The sequence below is a fragment of the Cohnella soli genome (assembly GCF_042655525.1).
In the GTDB taxonomy this organism is placed as follows: domain Bacteria; phylum Bacillota; class Bacilli; order Paenibacillales; family Paenibacillaceae; genus Cohnella; species Cohnella soli.
In genome coordinates this window covers 176073-196036 of the sequence record NZ_JBHSMI010000020.1, presented here as the reverse complement: position 1 = coordinate 196036, position 19964 = coordinate 176073, and the positions used below count along the sequence as shown (strand labels likewise).

20 protein-coding genes are annotated in these 19964 nt (G+C 53.2%); 8 read left to right on the top strand and 12 right to left on the bottom strand.

Annotated features, from left to right (window positions below; genetic code table 11):
* Window positions 1–151: 151 nt before the first annotated feature.
* Entirely contained in the window at window positions 152–529 is a 378-nt protein-coding gene (locus ACFPOF_RS10665) for an Asp23/Gls24 family envelope stress response protein (protein WP_378132310.1), read from the bottom strand.
* A 171-nt stretch (window positions 530–700) separates the two neighbouring features.
* On the opposite strand from ACFPOF_RS10665, the gene cax reads away from it, so the two are divergent.
* Entirely contained in the window at window positions 701–1759 is a 1059-nt protein-coding gene (cax, locus tag ACFPOF_RS10660; RefSeq protein ID WP_378132308.1) for a calcium/proton exchanger, read from the top strand.
* A gap of 73 nt (window positions 1760–1832) precedes the next feature.
* Here cax and ACFPOF_RS10655 read toward each other — a convergent pair whose 3' ends face one another.
* From ACFPOF_RS10655 to ACFPOF_RS10635, 5 genes are all read right to left on the bottom strand, one after another.
* Entirely contained in the window at window positions 1833–2123 is a 291-nt protein-coding gene (locus tag ACFPOF_RS10655; RefSeq protein ID WP_378132306.1) for an Fpa/YlaN family protein, read from the bottom strand.
* 183 nt (window positions 2124–2306) lie between these two features.
* Window positions 2307–2546, bottom strand: coding sequence for an HPr family phosphocarrier protein (locus ACFPOF_RS10650; protein ID WP_378132304.1), 240 nt, complete (start codon window positions 2544–2546; stop codon window positions 2307–2309).
* Between the two features lie 83 nt (window positions 2547–2629).
* Window positions 2630–3745 carry an aminopeptidase gene (locus ACFPOF_RS10645; RefSeq protein ID WP_378132302.1) on the bottom strand — a complete coding sequence of 372 codons (1116 nt, stop codon included), beginning with the start codon at window positions 3743–3745 and terminating at the stop codon, window positions 2630–2632.
* 43 nt (window positions 3746–3788) lie between these two features.
* Complete coding sequence (locus ACFPOF_RS10640; protein WP_378132300.1) at window positions 3789–4556, bottom strand: hypothetical protein; 768 nt, start codon at window positions 4554–4556, stop codon at window positions 3789–3791.
* A 110-nt stretch (window positions 4557–4666) separates the two neighbouring features.
* A complete protein-coding gene (locus ACFPOF_RS10635) occupies window positions 4667–6643 on the bottom strand; it encodes a sensor domain-containing diguanylate cyclase (protein WP_378132298.1) in 1977 nt (658 codons plus the stop codon).
* A 379-nt stretch (window positions 6644–7022) separates the two neighbouring features.
* Between ACFPOF_RS10635 and rpsD the strand changes: the two genes are divergently transcribed.
* The 4 genes from rpsD to ACFPOF_RS10615 all read left to right on the top strand — a co-directional run bounded on the left by rpsD (window position 7023) and on the right by ACFPOF_RS10615 (window position 11833).
* On the top strand, window positions 7023–7622 hold the full coding sequence (gene rpsD / locus ACFPOF_RS10630; protein ID WP_378132296.1) for a 30S ribosomal protein S4: 600 nt from the start codon (window positions 7023–7025) through the stop codon (window positions 7620–7622).
* Between the two features lie 137 nt (window positions 7623–7759).
* Window positions 7760–7984 (top strand): DUF1450 domain-containing protein, encoded by a 225-nt coding sequence (locus ACFPOF_RS10625; RefSeq protein WP_378132294.1) that lies wholly within the window; start codon window positions 7760–7762, stop codon window positions 7982–7984.
* Window positions 7985–8048: 64 nt separating this feature from the next.
* Entirely contained in the window at window positions 8049–8558 is a 510-nt protein-coding gene (locus ACFPOF_RS10620) for a ferritin (RefSeq protein ID WP_378132292.1), read from the top strand.
* A gap of 164 nt (window positions 8559–8722) precedes the next feature.
* Entirely contained in the window at window positions 8723–11833 is a 3111-nt protein-coding gene (locus ACFPOF_RS10615; protein ID WP_378132290.1) for a transglycosylase domain-containing protein, read from the top strand.
* 69 nt (window positions 11834–11902) lie between these two features.
* Here the strand turns inward: ACFPOF_RS10615 and acsA are convergent, their stop codons facing one another.
* Entirely contained in the window at window positions 11903–13627 is a 1725-nt protein-coding gene (acsA, locus tag ACFPOF_RS10610; RefSeq protein WP_378132288.1) for an acetate--CoA ligase, read from the bottom strand.
* A 274-nt stretch (window positions 13628–13901) separates the two neighbouring features.
* On the opposite strand from acsA, the gene ACFPOF_RS10605 reads away from it, so the two are divergent.
* Both ACFPOF_RS10605 and ACFPOF_RS10600 read left to right on the top strand, forming a co-directional pair.
* Window positions 13902–14534, top strand: a complete 633-nt coding sequence (locus ACFPOF_RS10605; RefSeq protein WP_378132286.1) for a GNAT family N-acetyltransferase — start codon at window positions 13902–13904, stop codon at window positions 14532–14534.
* Between the two features lie 21 nt (window positions 14535–14555).
* Entirely contained in the window at window positions 14556–15830 is a 1275-nt protein-coding gene (locus ACFPOF_RS10600; RefSeq protein ID WP_378132284.1) for an acetoin utilization protein AcuC, read from the top strand.
* A gap of 82 nt (window positions 15831–15912) precedes the next feature.
* On the opposite strand, the gene ACFPOF_RS10595 is transcribed toward ACFPOF_RS10600, so the two are convergent.
* The 5 genes from ACFPOF_RS10595 to ACFPOF_RS10575 all read right to left on the bottom strand — a co-directional run bounded on the left by ACFPOF_RS10595 (window position 15913) and on the right by ACFPOF_RS10575 (window position 19259).
* Window positions 15913–16614 carry a 5'-methylthioadenosine/adenosylhomocysteine nucleosidase gene (locus ACFPOF_RS10595; RefSeq protein WP_378132282.1) on the bottom strand — a complete coding sequence of 234 codons (702 nt, stop codon included), beginning with the start codon at window positions 16612–16614 and terminating at the stop codon, window positions 15913–15915.
* Window positions 16615–16716: 102 nt separating this feature from the next.
* The gene (gene ccpA / locus ACFPOF_RS10590) at window positions 16717–17730 is read right to left on the bottom strand and encodes a catabolite control protein A (RefSeq protein ID WP_378132280.1); all 1014 of its coding nucleotides are present in this window, start codon (window positions 17728–17730) and stop codon (window positions 16717–16719) included.
* Window positions 17731–17872: 142 nt separating this feature from the next.
* A complete protein-coding gene (gene ytxJ / locus ACFPOF_RS10585; protein WP_378132278.1) occupies window positions 17873–18223 on the bottom strand; it encodes a bacillithiol system redox-active protein YtxJ in 351 nt (116 codons plus the stop codon).
* A 128-nt stretch (window positions 18224–18351) separates the two neighbouring features.
* Window positions 18352–18762, bottom strand: coding sequence for a TraR/DksA C4-type zinc finger protein (locus ACFPOF_RS10580; protein WP_378132276.1), 411 nt, complete (start codon window positions 18760–18762; stop codon window positions 18352–18354).
* A gap of 53 nt (window positions 18763–18815) precedes the next feature.
* Complete coding sequence (locus tag ACFPOF_RS10575) at window positions 18816–19259, bottom strand: VanZ family protein (RefSeq protein ID WP_378132274.1); 444 nt, start codon at window positions 19257–19259, stop codon at window positions 18816–18818.
* 106 nt (window positions 19260–19365) lie between these two features.
* Here ACFPOF_RS10575 and ACFPOF_RS10570 point away from each other — a divergent pair, with 106 nt between their 5' ends.
* A complete protein-coding gene (locus ACFPOF_RS10570) occupies window positions 19366–19890 on the top strand; it encodes a type 1 glutamine amidotransferase domain-containing protein (protein ID WP_378132272.1) in 525 nt (174 codons plus the stop codon).
* Window positions 19891–19964: the final 74 nt, after the last annotated feature.

Below are 19964 nucleotides of genomic sequence, written 5' to 3'. Positions count from 1 at the left end.
AGGATCTCTCCACCAGCTGCCCGCCAGCTACGAGGCGACTTGGCTCTTACCTCGACCGGACTTTCACCGGCTAGTTGTGCCTAACTTGGCTAGGCGCGCCAACATTAAAAAACGCGATCGTAACGGCGAATGCCGTACGATCGCGTTTTTCTTATTTTACTCTGTTCGATTCATCCGTCTCTTCGTCTTTGAAAGCGACGCCCTCGACTTTAATGTTCACTTCGACAACGTGTAGTCCTGTCATATTCTCGACCGCTTCGCGAACATTTTCCTGTAATCTGCGTCCGACTTCTTGAATCGGAATGCCATATTGTACGACAATGCGCAAATCGATCGCCGCTTCCACTTGTCCGACTTCGACGGACACGCCCTTCTGAGCGTTGCGTCCGCTCAACCGCTTGGCCAAGCCTTCAGATATGCCGCCGGACATGGCAGCCACTCCGGGCGTCTCCAATGCCGCTAAACCGGCAATCGTAGCGACGACGTCATCGGAAATCCGTATTTGTCCTTGTTGCAGTTCTTCCGTCATGGCGGCTCACTCTCCCGAACCTAGTATGTTTCCATTGTAATGGAAGAGAAGAAGAGAAGCAACCGGAAGCGCCGTCCGCGGGATTTCCGTTTACTTCCGAACAAGTATTGGATATATTAAGAAAAGAAAATTGGGCTTTTTGAACATCCCCTCCCGGAAGGAGTCCGCCACTTGAAAAAACTGTTCTACCCTCTGCTTATTCTCACTTTCGTGCTCAGCGCGGTAGCCCATTTTACACATTGGGGCCCCGTTCCCGAATTTATGATGTCGGGTCTGGCTATTCTGTTCGCCGCCGGCTTGCTCGGCAAAGCGACGGAATCCGTCGCCCACTATGCGGGACAGCGCGTCGGAGGCTTGCTGAACGCGACTTTCGGCAACGCCGCAGAGCTGATCATCGCGATCTTCCTCATCAAGGAAGGGTTGTTCGATATCGTCAAAGCGAGTTTGACAGGTGCGATTATCGGTAACCTGCTGCTCGTTCTAGGCGCGAGTGCGTTCATCGGCGGCCTTAAGTTCAAAGAACAGAAATTTAACGTTCATCTCGCCGGACAGAACGCTTCGCTTATGTTGCTCGGTATCATCGCGTTATTCATTCCCGCGATCTTCGTCAAAACCGAGCACATTTCCACAGACAATACGATGACGATCAGCATCGTAGTCGCCGCATTCCTTATTTTCGCCTACGCCGGTTGGCTTACATACTCCATGGTTACGCATAAAGATTTGCTTGAGGATCACGTCGATACGCAAGCCGATCATGGCGAAGAGCCTTCCTGGTCCCGGGGCATGTCGATCGTGCTTCTCGTCGTCGCCACTGTTATGGTCGCATTCGTCAGCGAATGGCTCGTTCATACGCTCGATACGTTCTCTTCGCGTTTCGGCCTTTCCGAACTGTTCGTAGGCGCATTTGTGGTCGCCATCGTCGGTAATGCCGCCGAGCACAGCGCAGCCGTCATGCTCGCCTTAAAGAACAAGATGGGCGCCGCAGTGGAAATCGCAGTCGGCAGCAGCTTGCAGATCGCGCTCTTCGTCGCTCCCGTACTCGTGTTCGTCAGCCTGTTATTCGGTAACGAAATGAATTTGATTTTCTCGACGATCGAGCTGGCAGCTATCGGCGTTGCCGTACTGATTGCCACTTCGATCTCGCGAGACGGCGCAACAACGTGGTTCGAAGGCAAACTGCTTCTTATCGTGTACGTCATACTCGGCGTATCTTTCTATTTCGTCTAAGCCGGTCCGAATATGCTAGTGCTTGAAGCCTATAGGCGCACCAAAAAATAGCACCCCGAGCGGGGTGCTATTGCTATTCGGCTCTGCGTTCCAATGCCTCGTATAATATCGCCAGATTGCGTTCCAACTGGCTTATCAGCAGTTTGCCCGCGCCGTCTTCGACCAGCCCTGCACGTACCGCGAAATCGACCGCTCTCGAGAAGCCGTACATCTGAGTATCCAGAACTTCCTCATACAGCGGGCATTTCCGGGTTGTCAGATGCTCCATCTGAATGGCGATCAACTTTTCGATTTTATCGGCATCTTCTTGAAGCAGACGCAGTGCCTTCTCGCTCAGATCGACGATTGTGTCCGGTGCTGCCATTCTCACTCCCCCTGTGCCCAAACTCCCACATTCAAGCTATCATATCTATATTAGACGATATTGATCGGAAGTACAAGGATACGGCACGTCACACCTTCACATTTATGCGATTCGGATACAAAAACGCCCTTCCGATTCCGGAAGGGCGTCCTTTGTTCGCTTATGGGTTTGCCGGCGGAACGCTTAGTCGACGACTTTAACGTTCAAACCGTGTTTCGCAAATACCGCTCCAAGTTCTTTCTTCGCTTCTTCCGCGTCCGGACCGTGAACGTGCAGCTCGTAAGCATGGCTTCCGACGAGTGTCGTAAACAGGCCAAGAATGCTTTTGACGTCGATGTACTTGTTCTCCGCCTGAAGAACGATCGAGGAACGGAACTTGTTAGCCGTCTGGGACAATTCTACGATAGCAGCATTATTAGACATAGTATCCCCTCCTGATAATTATCGGTACAATCTCTTCCACATCATACCTTGTTCCCCTAAATCCACGCAAGAGGGTGAACAGATTATTTCAGCGAATCCGGATTTAATCCTTCAAGCTCCGGTACAACGAAAACGCCGTCTTTGCGGATCAGCACGTCGTCGAAGTACACTTCTCCGCCGCCGTATTCCGGACGCTGGATCAGAACAAGATCCCAGTGGATCGAAGAACGATTGCCGTTGTCCGTTACGTCATACGCCTGCCCGGGCGTGAAATGAAGGCTGCCGGCGATTTTCTCATCGAACAGCGTGTCTTTCATCGGGTGCAAAATAAACGGATTAAAGCCAAGGCTGAACTCACCGATATATCGTGCGCCTTCGTCGCTGTCGAGCAGCGCGTTAATACGCTCCGAATCGTTTGCTGTTGCTTTGACGATTTTACCGTTCTCGAACGTAAACGTCACGTTCTCGTAAGTAAAGCCGTTGTATACGCTCGGTGTATTGTATGCGATCGTGCCGTTCACTGAATCGCGAACCGGGCAAGAATAAACTTCCCCGTCCGGAATGTTCCGCTCGCCGGAGCATTTCTGCGCACCGATGCCTTTGATCGAGAATGTCAGATCGGTTCCCGGGGAGACGATGCGAACTTTATCCGTTCTCACCATAAGTTCGCGGAGCGGGTCCATCGCTCGATCCATTTTCGCATAATCGAGATTGCAGACGTCGAAATAAAAGTCTTCGAAAGCTTCCGTGCTCATGTTGGCCAGTTGCGCCATCGAGTCGTTCGGATAACGAAGAATAACCCATTTCGTCCGCTTGACCCGCTGCTCCATATGTACGGGGTGGCGGTGGACGCGGTCGTACAGCTTCATTTTATCGGAAGGAACGTCCGCCAGTTGGTTGGCGTTTTCACCCGCGCGGATGCCGATATAGCCTTGCATCTTTTTCATCCGTTCCAAATCGTAAGCCGCCCACGTAGACATCTGCACTTCCGTCGCGTGCTTCAGCAGCGTGCGCGTGACCGAACGGTCCTCGATTTCCACAAACGGGTTTCCCCCTAAGCGAGCCACCTCTTCGATCAGACATTTTACGAGTTCGAGCTCCGAACCGATCATTTCGATCAGCACGTTGTCACCGGGTTGAACTTTAATGGAATAACCGGCCAGGTTCGCAGCCAGCTTCTGTAGTCTTGGGTCCCGCACTGTCTTCACTCTCCTTTGGCGTCAACGAAATGTCGTCGTCTTGTTAGTCGTCAGACCCCTTTATTGTAACACCATCGGCACCGTTATGAAACTTTGTTTCCGAGCGCCGCTTCTCGTTCAACGCCTTCCCTTCCCACATATAGCTCAGTTCCGTCTCCTCTTTCAAACGAAATGGAAACCAGCTCCTGGGATCGGCTGTCCAGTAACAAACCGTCTGCACTTTCAACGATTTGATCGCATCTTCCAATTTGGCATCGGCCTCATCCAGTATCGCTAACGCCTTGCCTCCTTTGTTGCTTTTCGTGTCCTGTGCATACATCGACCGAAGCGTCGAGAGCTGTTTCCGCAATTCCTCCGCCATTCTTTGCTTGGCAACAGCATCGTCTAACCGAACGGCAAGTTGTACGGGTTTCGTCGGCGTCGGCTTCTCCTCGTAGGAGGCGGTCGCTCGATCGCTTCTCAGCACCTTCAGCAATTGCAGCGGACGATACGTTTCTCGCAAAGTCGAATCATCCGCCTCAAGTACGGACAGCTCCGATGGTTTCCATTGCATTTTCAAGTTGCCATGGTCCGTCACCTTGCCTTCGAATGCGATCCGGCTCCCTACGTCTCCGCTCGTATCGTACCGGGAAAGCTCACCCGAGAACGCATAATTCTCACTCCCTGCAAGTGCGGATGCGGACAAAGCTAGCGCGTCCATCGCAGAGATCGACCGCGAGCCTGCCATACATCCTTGCAAGCTCACAGCTATGGCAGTCACCGCTGCCATAAGTGCGGCACGGCCCGCCCATACAACGATCGCAATCGGCATGCTAATCCTCCTTTTATTTCGTATCGTCTCCCCTTTCGGCCCGGATATGCACGATTGCTTACAACAACAAGAGCCACCGGAAAAACCGGTGGCTCTCATCCGATCGTCGCTTATCCGACGACAATACAATTTCTTCCTTGATGCTTCGCATCGTACAGCGCCATGTCAGCTTTGTAAAACAAAGACTCGACGCTTACCCGTTCGTCGGAGTGACGCCATTCGGATATGCCGCACGAGACGGTAACTTGAGGATTCGTCTCCGATTCAACGCGCTGCCTGATGCGCTCGGCGACTCGCTCCGTCTGCTCCAGACCGAGCAACGGCAAGTAAATGGCGAGCTCTTCCCCTCCCCAGCGGGCGGCAATGTCGCTATCGCGAATCGAAGTGCGGATAATTTCGCTTACTTGTAAAAGGATGTTGTCCCCTACTTGATGACCATACGTATCGTTGATCCGCTTAAAATGATCGATATCGACGACGATGAGCGCCCCTGACGAGTCTTTCTCTTGCCTGCGTCCAATCCGTTCGTTCAAATAGTGACGGGCGTACAAGCCGGTCAAATTATCGGTAATTACCATGCGTCGTACGGCGGCGTGCAGAGTCGCATTGGACATCGCCAGACCTAGATGCGCAGAAAGCACTTGAAGCAGCTTGTAATTGTCGTATGAGAAATGGTTCGCTTCCCGCTTCGCGATGAGCACCGAGCCGATCACTTCTCCGTTCAGTACGAGCGGGGAAGCGAGCAGCGACCGCGATTGCGTAGCATCCATTAATTGCGAGGTAACCGGCGTAGCTGAACAATAGTCGGACAAAATGATCGGTTCCTTCGTCGACAACATGACGCCGCAGAATCCGTAATCTTTCTCGTAGGTCCCCCCGATCATTTCAGCTACGTTGGCGGACACGACGACGAATTGCTGGGTAACCGCATCGAATTGCAAAATGCAGCAATAATCCGAGTTGAAAATATGCAGAAGTTCTGCCGATGCGAACTGCATCGTGTCCGCTAGCTTCAGGCTGCTATTAAGCCGCTGAGTCAGTTCGTTGATCAAGCGCAGCTCGCCGACGAGAACGTTCGACTGCTCATGCAGCTTCGCTTTCTCGAAAGCGGCGCCCGCCGAACCGGCCAGCATGGTCAGGAAGCTGATATCCGCTTCGTCGAATTCGTCGGTTGGCAAGTCCAGCCGCAAGACGCCATACACGCCTTGCTTGCCGGCTAGCGGCAACGCAAGACGATGGCGCCCGCCGATCCGCTCTTCGCGGATTTTTCCTTCCAGGAACGCAGTCTTGCACAGGTCCATGTCCTGAAGATGAAATGCGAGCGGTTTTACTTTCTCATTCGGGCTATTGTAATCCTGGGACAGGAACAAATCCGCTTTGCATACCGGATATAAATGCTCAAGGCTATCCAGCACTTCCGACAACACATGCTCGACATCGATGTGGGCATTCAACCGCCTCATGACGTCAAACAAAATATCGCGTCTGCTTTCTTCCTTTAAGGAAAGTTTGCGTTCCCTAAGCATGCCGCCGACGAACAAATTTTCAAAATGGCGATAGATGCCGCTGCGGATATGCAGAGCAGCCGCCTGGAGCAACTTCAAATCGCCCGCGTTGGCGGCGCCGGCCGGAAGCAGGCAGGCAACAACCGAGCAAAGGATGCCCGTCGAACGGGTAAAGATCGGAACGGCAATAGAGTCGAAAGCCCTAAGCTGCGGATGACGGTGTTCTTCCGCCCTCATAAGCGTCATACGGTACGTTTCGAGCGATACGCTTGCGGCCGACGGCCCCGCTTCGTTGTCAGCCCACACTCGGAACAGCTCCTCGGCTGACGGTTCAAGATCCTCGGCGGGAATAAAGGTGCCGTCCGGGTGAAGAAGGGCGATCTGCCCGCCCAGCCACGGGAACCCGTCTACCTCTTCCAGCCATTCCGTGAAGCACTCCGACAACATCGGGTGTATATAAGGTAAGTCGGCTTCGGACAAATCCTGTTTCCTCAGCCACCTTGGCAGTTGCTGACGGGTGCGGGATGGATTCAATTGATCCTCTAGTACGTCTGACTGCTGCGATTTCTTCTTTGTAACCATACCCGTCACCTCCGCCCCCGATGTCATCTTTTATCTCTATAACTATACAATGAAACAGTGAATTTTGCACTAAGTTCATAGAAGTCTTCAGACCTACTCCCTATCCCGAGTCAAGCTGATATATCCCGCAGAACGTAACGCGACAGTCCATCAAAAATCGGATTTTCAAGAACGTATCGATTGACATTCAACTGCAATTTCATATAATATTAGATGTTGAATACTGGGCAAAGCTGTTGTGACACCCTCTCGGACGAACCGCCAACGGGCTGCGGCTGAACATCCTGTTGGAACCGACTCAGTCGGTTATGGCGAAATCCGCGCAAAGGTACCCATTTTCAAAAACCAATTTTCTTTTGAAAAAGGAGCTTTCTCAATCATGGCAAGATATACAGGTCCTAAATTCAAGTTGAGCCGTCGTCTCGGCATTTCTCTTGGCGGCTCGGGCAAAGAACTGAAACGCGCATTTCCACCGGGGCAACACGGCGCTAACCAACGCCGCAAAATCAGCGGATACGGCATGCAATTGCAAGAAAAACAAAAGCTTCGCCACATGTACGGCTTGAACGAGAAGCAATTCCGCAACCTGTTCGACCGCGCGTCGAAACAACAAGGTATCGCGGGTGACAACTTCCTGTTCTTGCTCGAAAGCCGCTTGGACAACCTGGTTTACCGTCTCGGCTGGGCGAACTCCCGCTACGGTTCCCGTCAGCTCGTCTCGCACGGGCACGTAACCGTCAACGGCAAAAAAGTCGACATCGCTTCCTACACCGTCCAACCGGGCGATGTGATCGGCCTTCGCGAGCGTTCCCGCTCGATGAAATCGATCAAAGAAGCTTCCGAAGCGCGTCACCACGTGCCAGGATACCTCGACTACAACGCAACAGCATTGGAAGGCAAATTCCTTCGTCTTCCGGATCGCGGCGAATTGACGCAAGACATCGACGTTAAACAAATCGTCGAGTTCTACAGTCGTTAATCTCTCGTTCCAATCAACCGTCTCCGCATTCGCGGAGGCGGTTTTTTTTATTGTTCGCCCCCGTTCTTATTGACAATGATAATGAGAATTACTATCATTTAATTGAGAATGCATCTCAGCGAAAAGGCGGACGGACGATGAAAAAAATCAAGTATTGCTGCAGAAACTTCAAACACGGTTCGAAGACGGTGTACAAATCGTTAAAAACCGAATTCCCCGAAATGAAGCAGAAGAAAAAAGACTGCTTGGGTGAATGCAAGCTCTGCACGAAGCAATGCATGGTCTTGATCGGCAAAGCCGAAGTCGTTGTCGCCCCCACTCCGGAAGCGCTGTACGAGAAATTAAAGAGCAGAATAGGATGACTCCTCGCTTTATGGTACAATTTAGATAGACATCTACTTTGTGCAATAAAGGAGCGAGAATCCGATGATCAATGAAACGTTAAGCAAAACGTTAAACGACCAACTTAATTACGAACTTTTTTCCGCGCATGTGTACTTGGCGATCGCGGGCTACTGCTCCGGCGAAAGCTTGGATGGCTTCGCCAACTTCTTCACGGTGCAAGCTGAAGAAGAGAAATTCCACGCCATGAAAATCTACAAGTACATGAACGACCGGAACTTGAGAGTTACGCTCTCCGGCATGGATACGCCACAGAACGAATATGCTTCCATTCTGGATGCATTCGAGCACGCATACGCGCACGAGCAAGAAGTGACCCGTAGAATCTACCATCTGTCCGACCTCGCGCTTAACGACCGCGAGCATGCGACGATTCAGTTCCTGAAATGGTTCATCGACGAGCAAGTCGAAGAAGAAGCGATGTTCGACAGCATCATCAGCAAACTGAAGCGCATCGACAAAGACAGCAACGCGTTCTACATGATGGACGCCGAGTTCGCCCAGCGCTCGTTTACGCCTCCTGCGACAGAATAACGCTACGACAAATGAACTAAAGACGATCGACCCTCCTCCGCGGCGGGTCGATTTTTTTTTTCGCGCAGCTTCGCTATTGTCCGACAATCATCCGACTGGCGAAGGAGGTCAAACGTTGGTTAAATGTGCTATAATAGTTCTGTTTGTTGAAGGAGGCTCTCTACATGAATAATACGAAGCACCCCCCTTCCGAGGCGAACTCTCGAGGTCAGGGCTTCATTACGGCAGGGAAAATTGCGGGATTTACCGTGCTGTGGCTTATTTTGTTCGGCCTATTGGCAGGCCTTGTCGGTGCGGGTGCGGTTACCGGATTTATCGCTTCGCTCGTTCACGACGACCCCGTCCGCCCGCGCAGCATCATCGAACAGAAAATCGCGGAAAACGCGATTACCGGATTCGTTTATTTTAATGACAATACCCCGATCGGACAGTTACGGTCGGAGGAAGACCGACGTCCGGTCACGTACGATCAAATTCCTCCGCTGATCATCGACGCCGTCACATCGATCGAGGACAAAAACTTTTTCAGCCACTACGGCGTCGACACGAACGGCTTGCTGCGCGCAGTCAAGCAGCAGCTGTTGAACGAAAACGTCCAGACGGGCGGAAGTACGATCACGCAGCAAGTCGCACGGCGCGTCTTCTTAAGCCTTGATCAGACGTCCAGCCGTAAAGCAAAAGAAATTTTTCTGTCGCTGCGGCTTGAGCGGTACTTAAGCAAAGAAGAAATTATTACCGCTTATCTGAACAAAATTCCGTATGGCAATGGGTCGAGCGGCTACCAGGTATACGGCATCAAGGCGGCAGCCAAAGGGATCTTCGGGATCGACAAGCTGTCCGACCTTAATATCGCTCAAGCAGCCTATCTCGCCGGCGTGCCACAGCTCCCTTCGCTCTATTCAGCGTTTAACGGCAAAGGCGAGTTCAACGAGAAAAACTTCAAGCGTGCGGTTCAGCGTCAGAAGCTCGTGCTCAGCCGAATGCTCGAAGAGAAAAAAATTACGCAAGCCCAGTACGAGGAAGCACTTACGTTTGATCTGTACACTTCCCTCGCCAAGCCGACGGAGAAGGCGTACAATACTTACCCTTACTTAATGCTTGAAGTCGAGAGGCAAGCAGCGGAAATTCTCGTCCTCCAGTCCAATCCCGACTTAACGGCAGCAGACTTGAAGAAAAAAGAAAATGCCGGCTTGATCGAAGATGCACGCGATCAATTGCTCCGCGGCGGTTACAAAATCAAAACGACGATCGATAAAAAAGTGTACAACTTGATGCATCAGATCGCGGAAGATCCGAAAAACTTCGCCCCCGACCATCCCGTCAAAGGTGTCGAGCAAGTCGCTTCCGTCATGATGGATCAAAAAACCGGCGCCATTCTTGGCATGATCGAAGGCCGCGATTTCCATATTGAGCAGATGAATTTCGCGACACAAATGACTCGCCAGCCCGGTTCTGCAATGAAGCCGATCGGCGCCTATTTGCCGGCGATAGAAAAGGGCCTTATTCAACCCGCAAGCGTTATCGACGATTCGCCGATTGTTCTGAAAAACGGCGGCGGCGGCTACCATATCCCGAAAAACTCCAACAACAGCTATTCGGGACTCGTTACCGCACGCACGGCACTGAATAATTCGTACAACATTCCGGCTCTGAAAATATTCCTAAACAAAGTGACGATCCCTGAAGCATGGAGTTTCGCGCGTTCGCTCGGTATTACGACACTTGTTAAGGAAGATGACGGTGCACAAACCGGCGTTATCGGCGGTCTCAAGTACGGCGTCTCCGTCGAAGAACTCACGAACGCATACTCCGCGATCGCGAACCAAGGGGTATTCAATGATGCTTACATGATTGAACAAATTACCGACTCCAACGGCGAAGCGGTGTACAAACATAAGGCGAATCCAAAACGGGTCGTCTCGGAGCAATCCGCCTTCTTGATGACCGACATGCTGAGAACGGTCGTTACGAACGGTACGGCGAAGTCGCTTATGTCCCAATTCAAAGGCTACGGTAAAATTCCGATCGTAGGCAAAACGGGAACAACGCAAAATTACGGCGACGTTTGGTTCGAAGGCTATACGCCTGACATCACGCTCGGCGTCTGGATCGGGTACGAGAAAGTAATCCATACGCTCTCGTCCGATAGCCATGGGCGCGCTCGTCTTATCTGGGCCAAAATTATGAACGAAGTAACGGCGGCGAAACCTGAACTATTCCCGACGAAGTCGTTCACCAAACCGGACGGCATCGTCTCGATGACCGTATCGAGCGTCAGCGGCAAGCTTCCGACGGAATTAACGAGACAAGCCGGCAAACTGGTTACCGACATCTTTAACCGCAAAGACATTCCAACGGAAGAAGACGATGCGCTCGTCAAGGTGAAGTACATTTCCTATAACGGCGTCAACTACGTGCCGCAGCCGGAAACGCCGGAGGACTTGCTCCGCGAAGCCGTCATGGTCGTCAGGGAAACGCCGCTCGACAAGCTCATCGAAGAAATCCAGGCGAAGCTTGGGAAAGTCGCAGCCAATGCACGTAAGGCGATCTCCTATTACTTGCCGAAGGATGCAGCGGAAAGCGCTCCGTCCAAAGTCGACCCACGGGTCGAAGACGGTATCGCTCCGAGCCCTCCTTCTCACGTTGCCGTCGAGAATACGGGTGGCGTCGCCCGAATTACGTTCGCCCCTTCCCCACAAGCGGACGTAGCGGGCTATAGATTATACCGCTCGACGAGCGGGGGCGCATTCGAGAAAGTCGAGGCATCCGTATTCGCCGGCGACGAAGCGAAATTTACCAACGCCATTGGCGGCGGCAAATCATACGTCTACTACGTGACCGCTGTTGACGTTGGCGGAAACGAGTCGCTTCCAAGCGAGAGAATATCGGCGGACGGCGGCCCAGGCGGCGTAGATCCGAATCTTCCAGGCTTGCCGGGCAATCCCGGCGATACGGGAGAAAACCCGAATCAGCCTGGCGGTCCAAATACCGGCAATACCGGGGCGCCTTCCACTCCGTCCGGCCTCACCGTACAGACGACAAGCCTGGGGGTTACGCTCTCTTGGAACGCGAATCAGCCCGGTGAAGGCGTCACCCAGTATCAAGTATGGTACAGCACGACAGAGCACGGCAAGTTCAAGCTCCTCGGCGCGACCGAATCGACTTCGTTCGAATATATATCTCCGCTGCCGGCAGGTTGGTATCGCGTAAGCGCGATCGGACCGAACGGAGAATCTTCCCCTTCCACGCCTGTGGAAGCGAAGTCCGGCGGCTAAACAGAGAAAAGCCCTCATCACCGCAAAGCGCGGGATGAGGGCTTTTCAAGTATAAAGGAAGTCGTTCGTTTAATCTTCGATCGTGGACAAGTCTCCTGTCGGCAAGTTCAATTCCCATGCTTTCAGTACCCGTCTCATAATTTTGCCGCTGCGCGTTTTCGGAAGCTTGTCTTTGAACTCGATCTCGCGCGGGGAAGCGTGCGCGGACAGTCCTTCTTTAACAAACTTGGAGATGTCGGCTTTCAGTTCATCGGAAGGTTCGAAACCTTCGCGCAAGGAAATAAACGCCTTGATGATCTCTCCGCGAAGCGGATCAGGCTTGCCGATAACGCCCGCTTCAGCAACAGCCGGGTGTTCGACCAGTTTGCTCTCGACTTCAAACGGACCGACGCGCTCGCCGGATGTATTGATGACGTCGTCGATGCGTCCTTGGAACCAGAAGTAACCTTCGTCGTCCCGGTATGCGGAATCGCCGGACACGTACCAGCCCGGAATGTGGAAGTACTCTTCATACTTCGAAGGGTTGTTCCAAATTTTGCGCATCATGGACGGCCAAGGCGTCTTAACCGCGAGGTTGCCCATCCGGAATGGCGGGAGCTCATTGCCCTGGTCGTCGATAATCGCAGCTTCGACGCCCGGAACCGGCTTACCCATCGAGCCCGGTTTGATCGGCATGCTCGGGTAGTTACAAATAAGCTGGCCGCCCGTCTCCGTCATCCACCATGTATCGTGGATGCGTTGTCCGTATACTTTCAGTCCCCATCTGACGACTTCCGGGTTGAGCGGTTCGCCAACGCTGAGCACGTGGCGCAAGTTGGACAAGTCGAACGATTTCACGACATCGTCTCCGGCGCCCATCAGCATGCGAAATGCGGTCGGAGCGCTGTACCATACGGTGACTTTATATTTTTGCAGCGTAGAATACCAATCTTGCGGGCTGAAGCGTCCTCCGCGAACGACGTTCGTCACGCCGTTCAGCCAAGGTGCGAATATGCCATAAGACGTACCCGTTACCCAGCCCGGATCGGCCGTACACCAGTAGACATCGTCTTCTCTCAGATCGAGAACGACGCGGCCGGTATGATAATGCTGCAGCATCGCGTTCTGAACATGGAAAACGCCTTTCGGTTTGCCTGTAGAGCCGGATGTATAATGAAGGATGAGACCGTCTTCGCGCTCCAAATATTGAATTTCCGTTTCGTCGGAAGCAGATTCAATCGCAGCACGGAAATCGACGATGCCTTCCCCTGCCTCGACATTATCGCCGAAGACGATGACATGTTTCAAATCAGGCAACTCCGCGCGAGGTACACGCGACAGAAGCGCAGGAGTCGTAATGATCGCCACCGCTCCGCTATCTTGCAAACGGTCTCTAACTGCCGTTTCCATGAACGCTTCGAACAACGGTCCGACGACGGCCCCGACTTTCAGGGCACCGAACAAGCCAAAGTAAAGCTCTGGCGTCCGAGGCATGAAAATGAATACGCGATCGCCCTTGCCGATACCCAGCCCGCGCAGTACATTAGCGAATCGGTTGGATTGCTTGGACATTTCCGCGAAGGTGTAGCTCTGTTCTCTCTGGGTGTCGCTGTAGTGCAGCGCGATTTTGTCTCCGCGCCCGTTCTCTACGTGGCGATCAATCGCCTCGTATGCCATGTTGACCTTGCCAGTCGAAGCCCAGGAAAATTGGCTTTCGACATCTGCCCAGTTAAAGCTTTTTACCGCTTCTTCGTACGAAGCCATGTTGGACACTGTAGCCGTTACGGCTAATTTCTCGTCCGATTGAAATGTCACGCTCCATCACCTTCCCATTGAAATGCGGGCATTCGACGCCTAAAATGAATCTGGAATCGAATACGCTTACATGATCCCGAGGAGACCGACTCCCCTGCCAATAGCCATTATAACATAGCAAATACAGGTTACGCATAGTAGTAAAGGACAATTTTCTCCATCTAAAGGAGAAATTCTGTCTCAGTAGTTGGGTCCCTTTAACAGGAGCATAATTATGCTATAATAAATTCGTATGTTTATATAGAACCGATCTATAGAAAGGGGGAATTCCGGCATGCAACATCGTAAAATTTTCATCTCGCACAACATAGAACGCAGCGGACGGCGAATAACCGTAGAAGGTCCCATTCCCCCGGAAAAATTAGGCCGGCTAACACTCCATTCAAGTCTGGACGCCTTCCGCAGGCCGAAAGACCAACACGAGGCGCTTGTCGAAATCGCCGGTCTTCCCGAAGGCCGCATTATCGCTGCGATAGAAAACGATGTTGTCGTCGGCTACGTCACCTTCCATTATCCTGACGAGATGGAGCGTTGGTCCGAGGGCGGCATGGATGACCTGGTCGAGCTCGGCGCGATTGAAGTGGCCGATGACTATCGGGGTCTCGGACTCGGCAAAGCGCTCATCATGACCGCTTTCGAGGAAAATCAACTGGACGACGTTATCGTTTTCACAACGGAATATTACTGGCATTGGGACCTGGAATCTAGCGGGCTGAACGTCTGGGAATACCGCTCGATGATGGAGAAACTGATGAAAAGCGTCGATATGGAATGGTTCGCAACGGACGATCCCGAAATTTGCGCCCACCCGGCCAATTGCTTGATGGTCAGAATCGGTAAAGATGTTCCACTCTCCTCTGTCGAGCAGTTCGACCGAGTCAGATTTAGACAACGCTTTATGTACTAGGACGTGTCTGCATGCCCCTGAGTGGGGTTGCAGACACGTCCTAGCGCTCCGGCGCAATCGGATACCGTTAAAGGGTACGACGAAAGGCAGGCGACATCCACCGTGGACTCCAGAACGCTATGGATCCAGACGGAGCAATCCGGTCGTTATTTATTTTCCGACGAGCATCCGTTCCATCCGGTACGGCTCGCCTTAACCGAGAATTTATTGAAACATTGCGGCGCGCTTGACCCTGCCGCTGGAGAGCGTCCAGCCTCCTTTGAAGAAACCGAAGCGATCATCGAACACATTCATCGCGCGGATTACGTTAAGGCGGTGCGCTCGCTTAGCGTGGAATCGCCCAAGTTAGCCGCGATTGCGGACGCCGGGCGATTCGGCCTTGAAGCCGACGGCGATACTCCTTATTTTCCCGGCATGCACGAAGCGGCCGTCGCCGTAGCAGCAGGATCGATCGCCGCGGCAGAAGCCGTCATGTCCGGCAAAGCAGATCGGGCGCTTCACCTGGCTGGCGGGCTTCACCATGCGTTCCCGGATCGCGCATCCGGTTTCTGCGTTTATAACGACGCAGCAGCAGCGATCTCGGTGCTTCGGGAGCGTTATCAGGCTCGCGTGCTCTATATCGATACCGACGTTCATCACGGGGACGGCGTGCAATGGTTTTTCTACACCGATCCGAACGTGTTTACGTTATCGATCCATGAAACAGGAAAGTTTTTGTTTCCGGGGAGCGGTTTCACTCACGAAAGGGGCGATTCCTCCGGATACGGCGCTTGCTTGAACCTGGCGATGGAACCTTACACCGAGGATGACTCCTGGCTTACCTGTTTCTCCGAAGCGATAGAGCGCGCAGCGCTTGCATTCAAGCCGGACATCATCGTTAGCCAGCACGGCTGCGATGCCCATGCGTTTGATCCGCTCGCGCATATTCATTGCAGCATGAGCATTTACCGCGAAATGCCGCGCCTGCTCCAAGCTCTCGCCGAACGCCATACGGGCGGCAAATGGGTGGCGCTCGGCGGCGGCGGATACGACCATTGGAGAGTCGTGCCGCGGGCGTGGAGCTTGCTCTGGCTCGAAATGGTGCGCCACCCGTTGCTCGCATCGATCGACGCTGCACCGGACGGCGGTCCGCTTCCCGCAGGCTGGCCGGATATCAAAACAACGATGAGTCCCGACGGCCCGCTGCCGACTACGTGGCTCGACGATGTCGCCTCTTGGGAGCCGATGCCCCGCAGAGCGGAAATTACCGAGAAAAACAAAAAAATGCTGGAGCTTGCGCTTCAGCATATCGGGTAACTAGGACATGATCTGACCCTCTTAATCGCTTTAGATGATCAAGAGGATCGGATCACGTCCCTTTTTCTTGTTCTAAAGGCTTCTACAAGCCTTTAACGATCTCTTCGACGATCGCAAACGAGCGATTAGCCGCTTCTACGGTAAATTCGGCGAAATTCACGTGAGCCGAGCCGTCGGCCTTGTCCGACATCGAGCGGATGACCACATACGGCACACCGTTCATGTGGCATACTTGCGCCACCGACGCCCCTTCCATCTCCGTGCAGGCGCCGCCGAACTCTTCATGCAGTTTCCTGACAACGTCGCGATCTGCGACGAACTGATCTCCGGAAAGCACTTTGCCTGTCGTGCAGCGACCGGGGTACACTTTCTCTCCCGCGCGTTCAGCAAGTGTAATTAATCCCGCTTCCGCAGGGTACTCCGACACTTCCTGATACGGTATGATGCCTCGCGCAAATCCGAGAGCAGTGACGTCCACATCGTGCTGCAAGCAACTGGAGGATATGACAATATCGCCGATATTTAACGCCGGATCCACCGCTCCCGCCACACCCGTAAACAAAATGGCATCGGCGCTGAAACGGTCAATCAATATTTGCGTGCACACGGCGGAATTCACTTTGCCGATGCCCGAACGGGTCAGAACGACTTTCTGGCCGCGAAATACGCCGCGAAAATATTCGATGCCGGCGTGGCGTTCACTCTCTTTATTTTCCAAGCCTGCGAGTAGCAGCTCGATCTCCTCTTGCATCGCACCGATAATGCCGATTGTTCCGTAGGTCATCTCCATCGATCCTTTCAAAAATGGTAGGGTGTACATGTTCGCATTCGCAAAGAGGCCCCGCCCCGGCGTCAAGGCGCCGAAGCAGGGCTCCGAAAAGACGTTTTATCGGTCGTTAGGCGAGCTGACCGACTTGCGCACAATCAACTCGTGAGGCAACGTTACGATCGCGTTCTCAACCGTTTCCTTCTTCATCAGCTTCGTGAGAAGCCTCATCGAGACGGCGCCGATATCGTACATCGGTTGTGCGACACTTGTGAGAAGCGGACGAACCATCGAAGAAATTCGGCTGTTGTCCACGCTGATGACGGACACATCTTCAGGAACGGACAAGCCCGCGTCCTGAATGCAGTGAATCGCGCCGATCGCCATCTCATCGGTCGCAGAGAAAATTGCCGTCGGACGATCGGACAAGTCAAGGAAATATTGGGTTGCTTCTATGCCGGATTCGTACTTGTAGTTGCCGATCCGCACATAATCTTCGCGATAAGGAATTCCCGCATGTTCGAGCGCGCGCTTATAACCTTGATAACGGGCATAGCCGTTCGCCGGGTCTTGCAGCGTACCGCTGATCATTGCGATCCGCTTGTGGCCTTCGGACACGAGTCGGCTGACTGCGTCGAAAGCAGCCGCTTCGTGGTCAATGTCCACCGAAGGCATGTCGCCCTTCTCGTCCTTCGTCGCACAAAGCACGATCGGCACGTTGGACGTTCTGAAAGCTTGAACGTGCTCGTCCGTCACCGCGCCGCCCATGAACAGTAAGCCGTCGACCTGCTTCTCAAGCAGCGTGTTGATGACTCGGATTTCCTTGTCCTTGCGCTTGTCCGCGTTGCAGAGAATGATATTATAGTGATACATGTTGGCAATATCTTCGATGCCGCGCGCCACTTCCGCAAAAATCGCATTCGCGATATCGGGAATGACAACTCCGACGGTCGTCGTCTTCTTGCTGGCGAGACCGCGAGCGACTGCGTTCGGACGATAGCCGAGACGTTCAATCGCTTCGTATACTTTTTTCCGCGTTTGCGGCTTGACGTTCGGATTGTTGTTGACGACGCGAGATACCGTCGCCATCGATACGCCTGCCTCGCGAGCAACATCATAAATGGTTACCGTCACAATGATTCGCTCCAATGTTCGTGTGATTAGGCGGCAAAATGTCGTCCGATAATGGATGATTAAGGTAATCATACGACAAATCCGCATGTTTAGCAATCAAACATGTGGGAGATATTCGGTAGGCGAGTCGAGATTTAGATGGTTATGCGTTCGCGCCGAGCTTCTCCGTCAAGAAATCGTACGTGATGCGCCAATGCGACTCGTTCCAGACAGGCTCTCCGTCTTTGACGAGAATGGCTTGCGGGGATGCGTGCTTGACGCCGAGACGATCCGCAATCGCGTTGCTGACCGGGCGGTCTTCAATGACGTGTACGATCGCATAGTCGACATTCTCCGTTTTCGCATCTTCGATAAAGTGGGCGAGCTCTTCGCGTGCGCCCGCGCTGATCGGACAGCTTGTGCTGTGTTTGAAAACAAGAAGCGGTTTGCCGGAAGAAGCTTGCAAAGCGCCTTCCCATTGCTCCAGCGTCGTCAATTGATTGATTTTCTCCATGATGACTGTTCCTCCCTGCATTAAGCATCATCTCATTCTTATATCGTAACAGAATGAATACGGGAGAGCAAAAAAAACAAAAGCGAACGTCCAACATCCGGATAGAGCATCAGAATCGATAACGATCGCTAAAGTATGTATTGGGCGCTAAGCTGGGACAACCGGCTTTCGATTTCCATCTTCCAGACATCGTCGCCGATCGACGTTGCAAGCAGCAATAAATCGAGCAGCTCGTTGATTCTCTCTTCCGTGGCGCTGGCAATCATCGTCTCCTGAAGCGATTCGGAGCGCAGCTTCGCCTGCGACAGCACAGAGGCCCATTCGTGCATTTCGTCGAACGAAATGCTTTTTGCGATAGGTGCAGCTCCAAGCTGGCCGACGAGTTTGCCGACGTCTTCCTTCACGCCGGGAAACACGTCGTTCCTGCCGCAACCCTCACAATTGTATACGGGCACATTGTTGATATTTACTTTTTTCGCGAAAATAACGGTCCGGAGCATGAGCTTCATCACGCTTCCGCAAGAACAGTGTTTGGACACCGGGGATTCTCTCCTTAAGCAAGAGCTTACCCTATCCGTATTCGCTCAGCGGTCTATGAAATCCTTCCGGATTGCCCCGTGTAATTTCTGGAACCGCCGCCCCTTGCACGAAGAATGCGCAGTGTGACAAGTACTAGAACGGCTGCCGCCGCGGCGCCGATCGCATCATGCAGCAAGTCGGCGGCATCCGGCGTGCGCATCGGCACGAAAGACTGATGCCACTCGTCTGTGACGCCGTATAACGTGCACAGTACGACAGTTAGCAGCACCCCCATCCATGTCGACGAACGCTTGGCCCCTAAAGCGAATGCGAACCCCAACCCAAGGGCGAAATAGGCGACGTAATGCATCGGATTGAAGTCGGACAAGCCTGGAAGCCACTTCTGCACCCATGGCAGAACGGTGTCTAGTTGGTCCCCGCTGCGCGAAGACGTAAAGAAGATCGTCATCATGCACACGAGCGCGGGCACGTACCTCCATCGGATTATGGTTTTCATCTTCTCGCTACCTCCCGGCATCGCTAGTTTCGGCGAAGTCTCTCATTTGATACAATTAAATAGGAATTTAAACATGGAATAATGACAGTGAAACGGAGGACGAACGATGACAGCGATCAAAAGAGTCGTCTGCCTGCTAGACGACGAATTCGAAGATTTGGAACTATGGTACCCGGTCTACCGACTGCGCGAGGACGGTGCGGAAGTGCTGTATGCCGGTCCTGAAAAAGGGCGCAAGCATCTCGGCAAATACGGCGTACCCGCCGTGGCCGACCTTTCTTACGACGATCTCGATGCGGACCGGTTCGACGGCCTGCTCGTGCCGGGCGGCTGGGCGCCGGACAAAATTCGCCGCGATGCCCGCGTGCTCGATTTTACCCGCCGTATGAACGAAGCCGGCAAACCTATCGGTCAAATTTGCCATGCTGGGTGGGTACTCGTCTCCGCAAAAATTTTGCAAGGACGAACGGTCACTTCGACGCCTGGCATTCGCGACGATATGGAGAACGCCGGCGCCACATGGCTGGACGATGCGGTCGTCGTCGACGGCAACATCGTCTCCGCCCGCAGACCGCCCGATCTGCCGCCGTACGCGAAGGCGTTCAGCGATTTGCTGTTCGGAAGACGCTAAACCGCCGAAGATAGCTTCATGCGCCGAGCAGCCTCCTTGGCCATCGCCAGGGAGGCTGCTTGCTGCGTACAGAC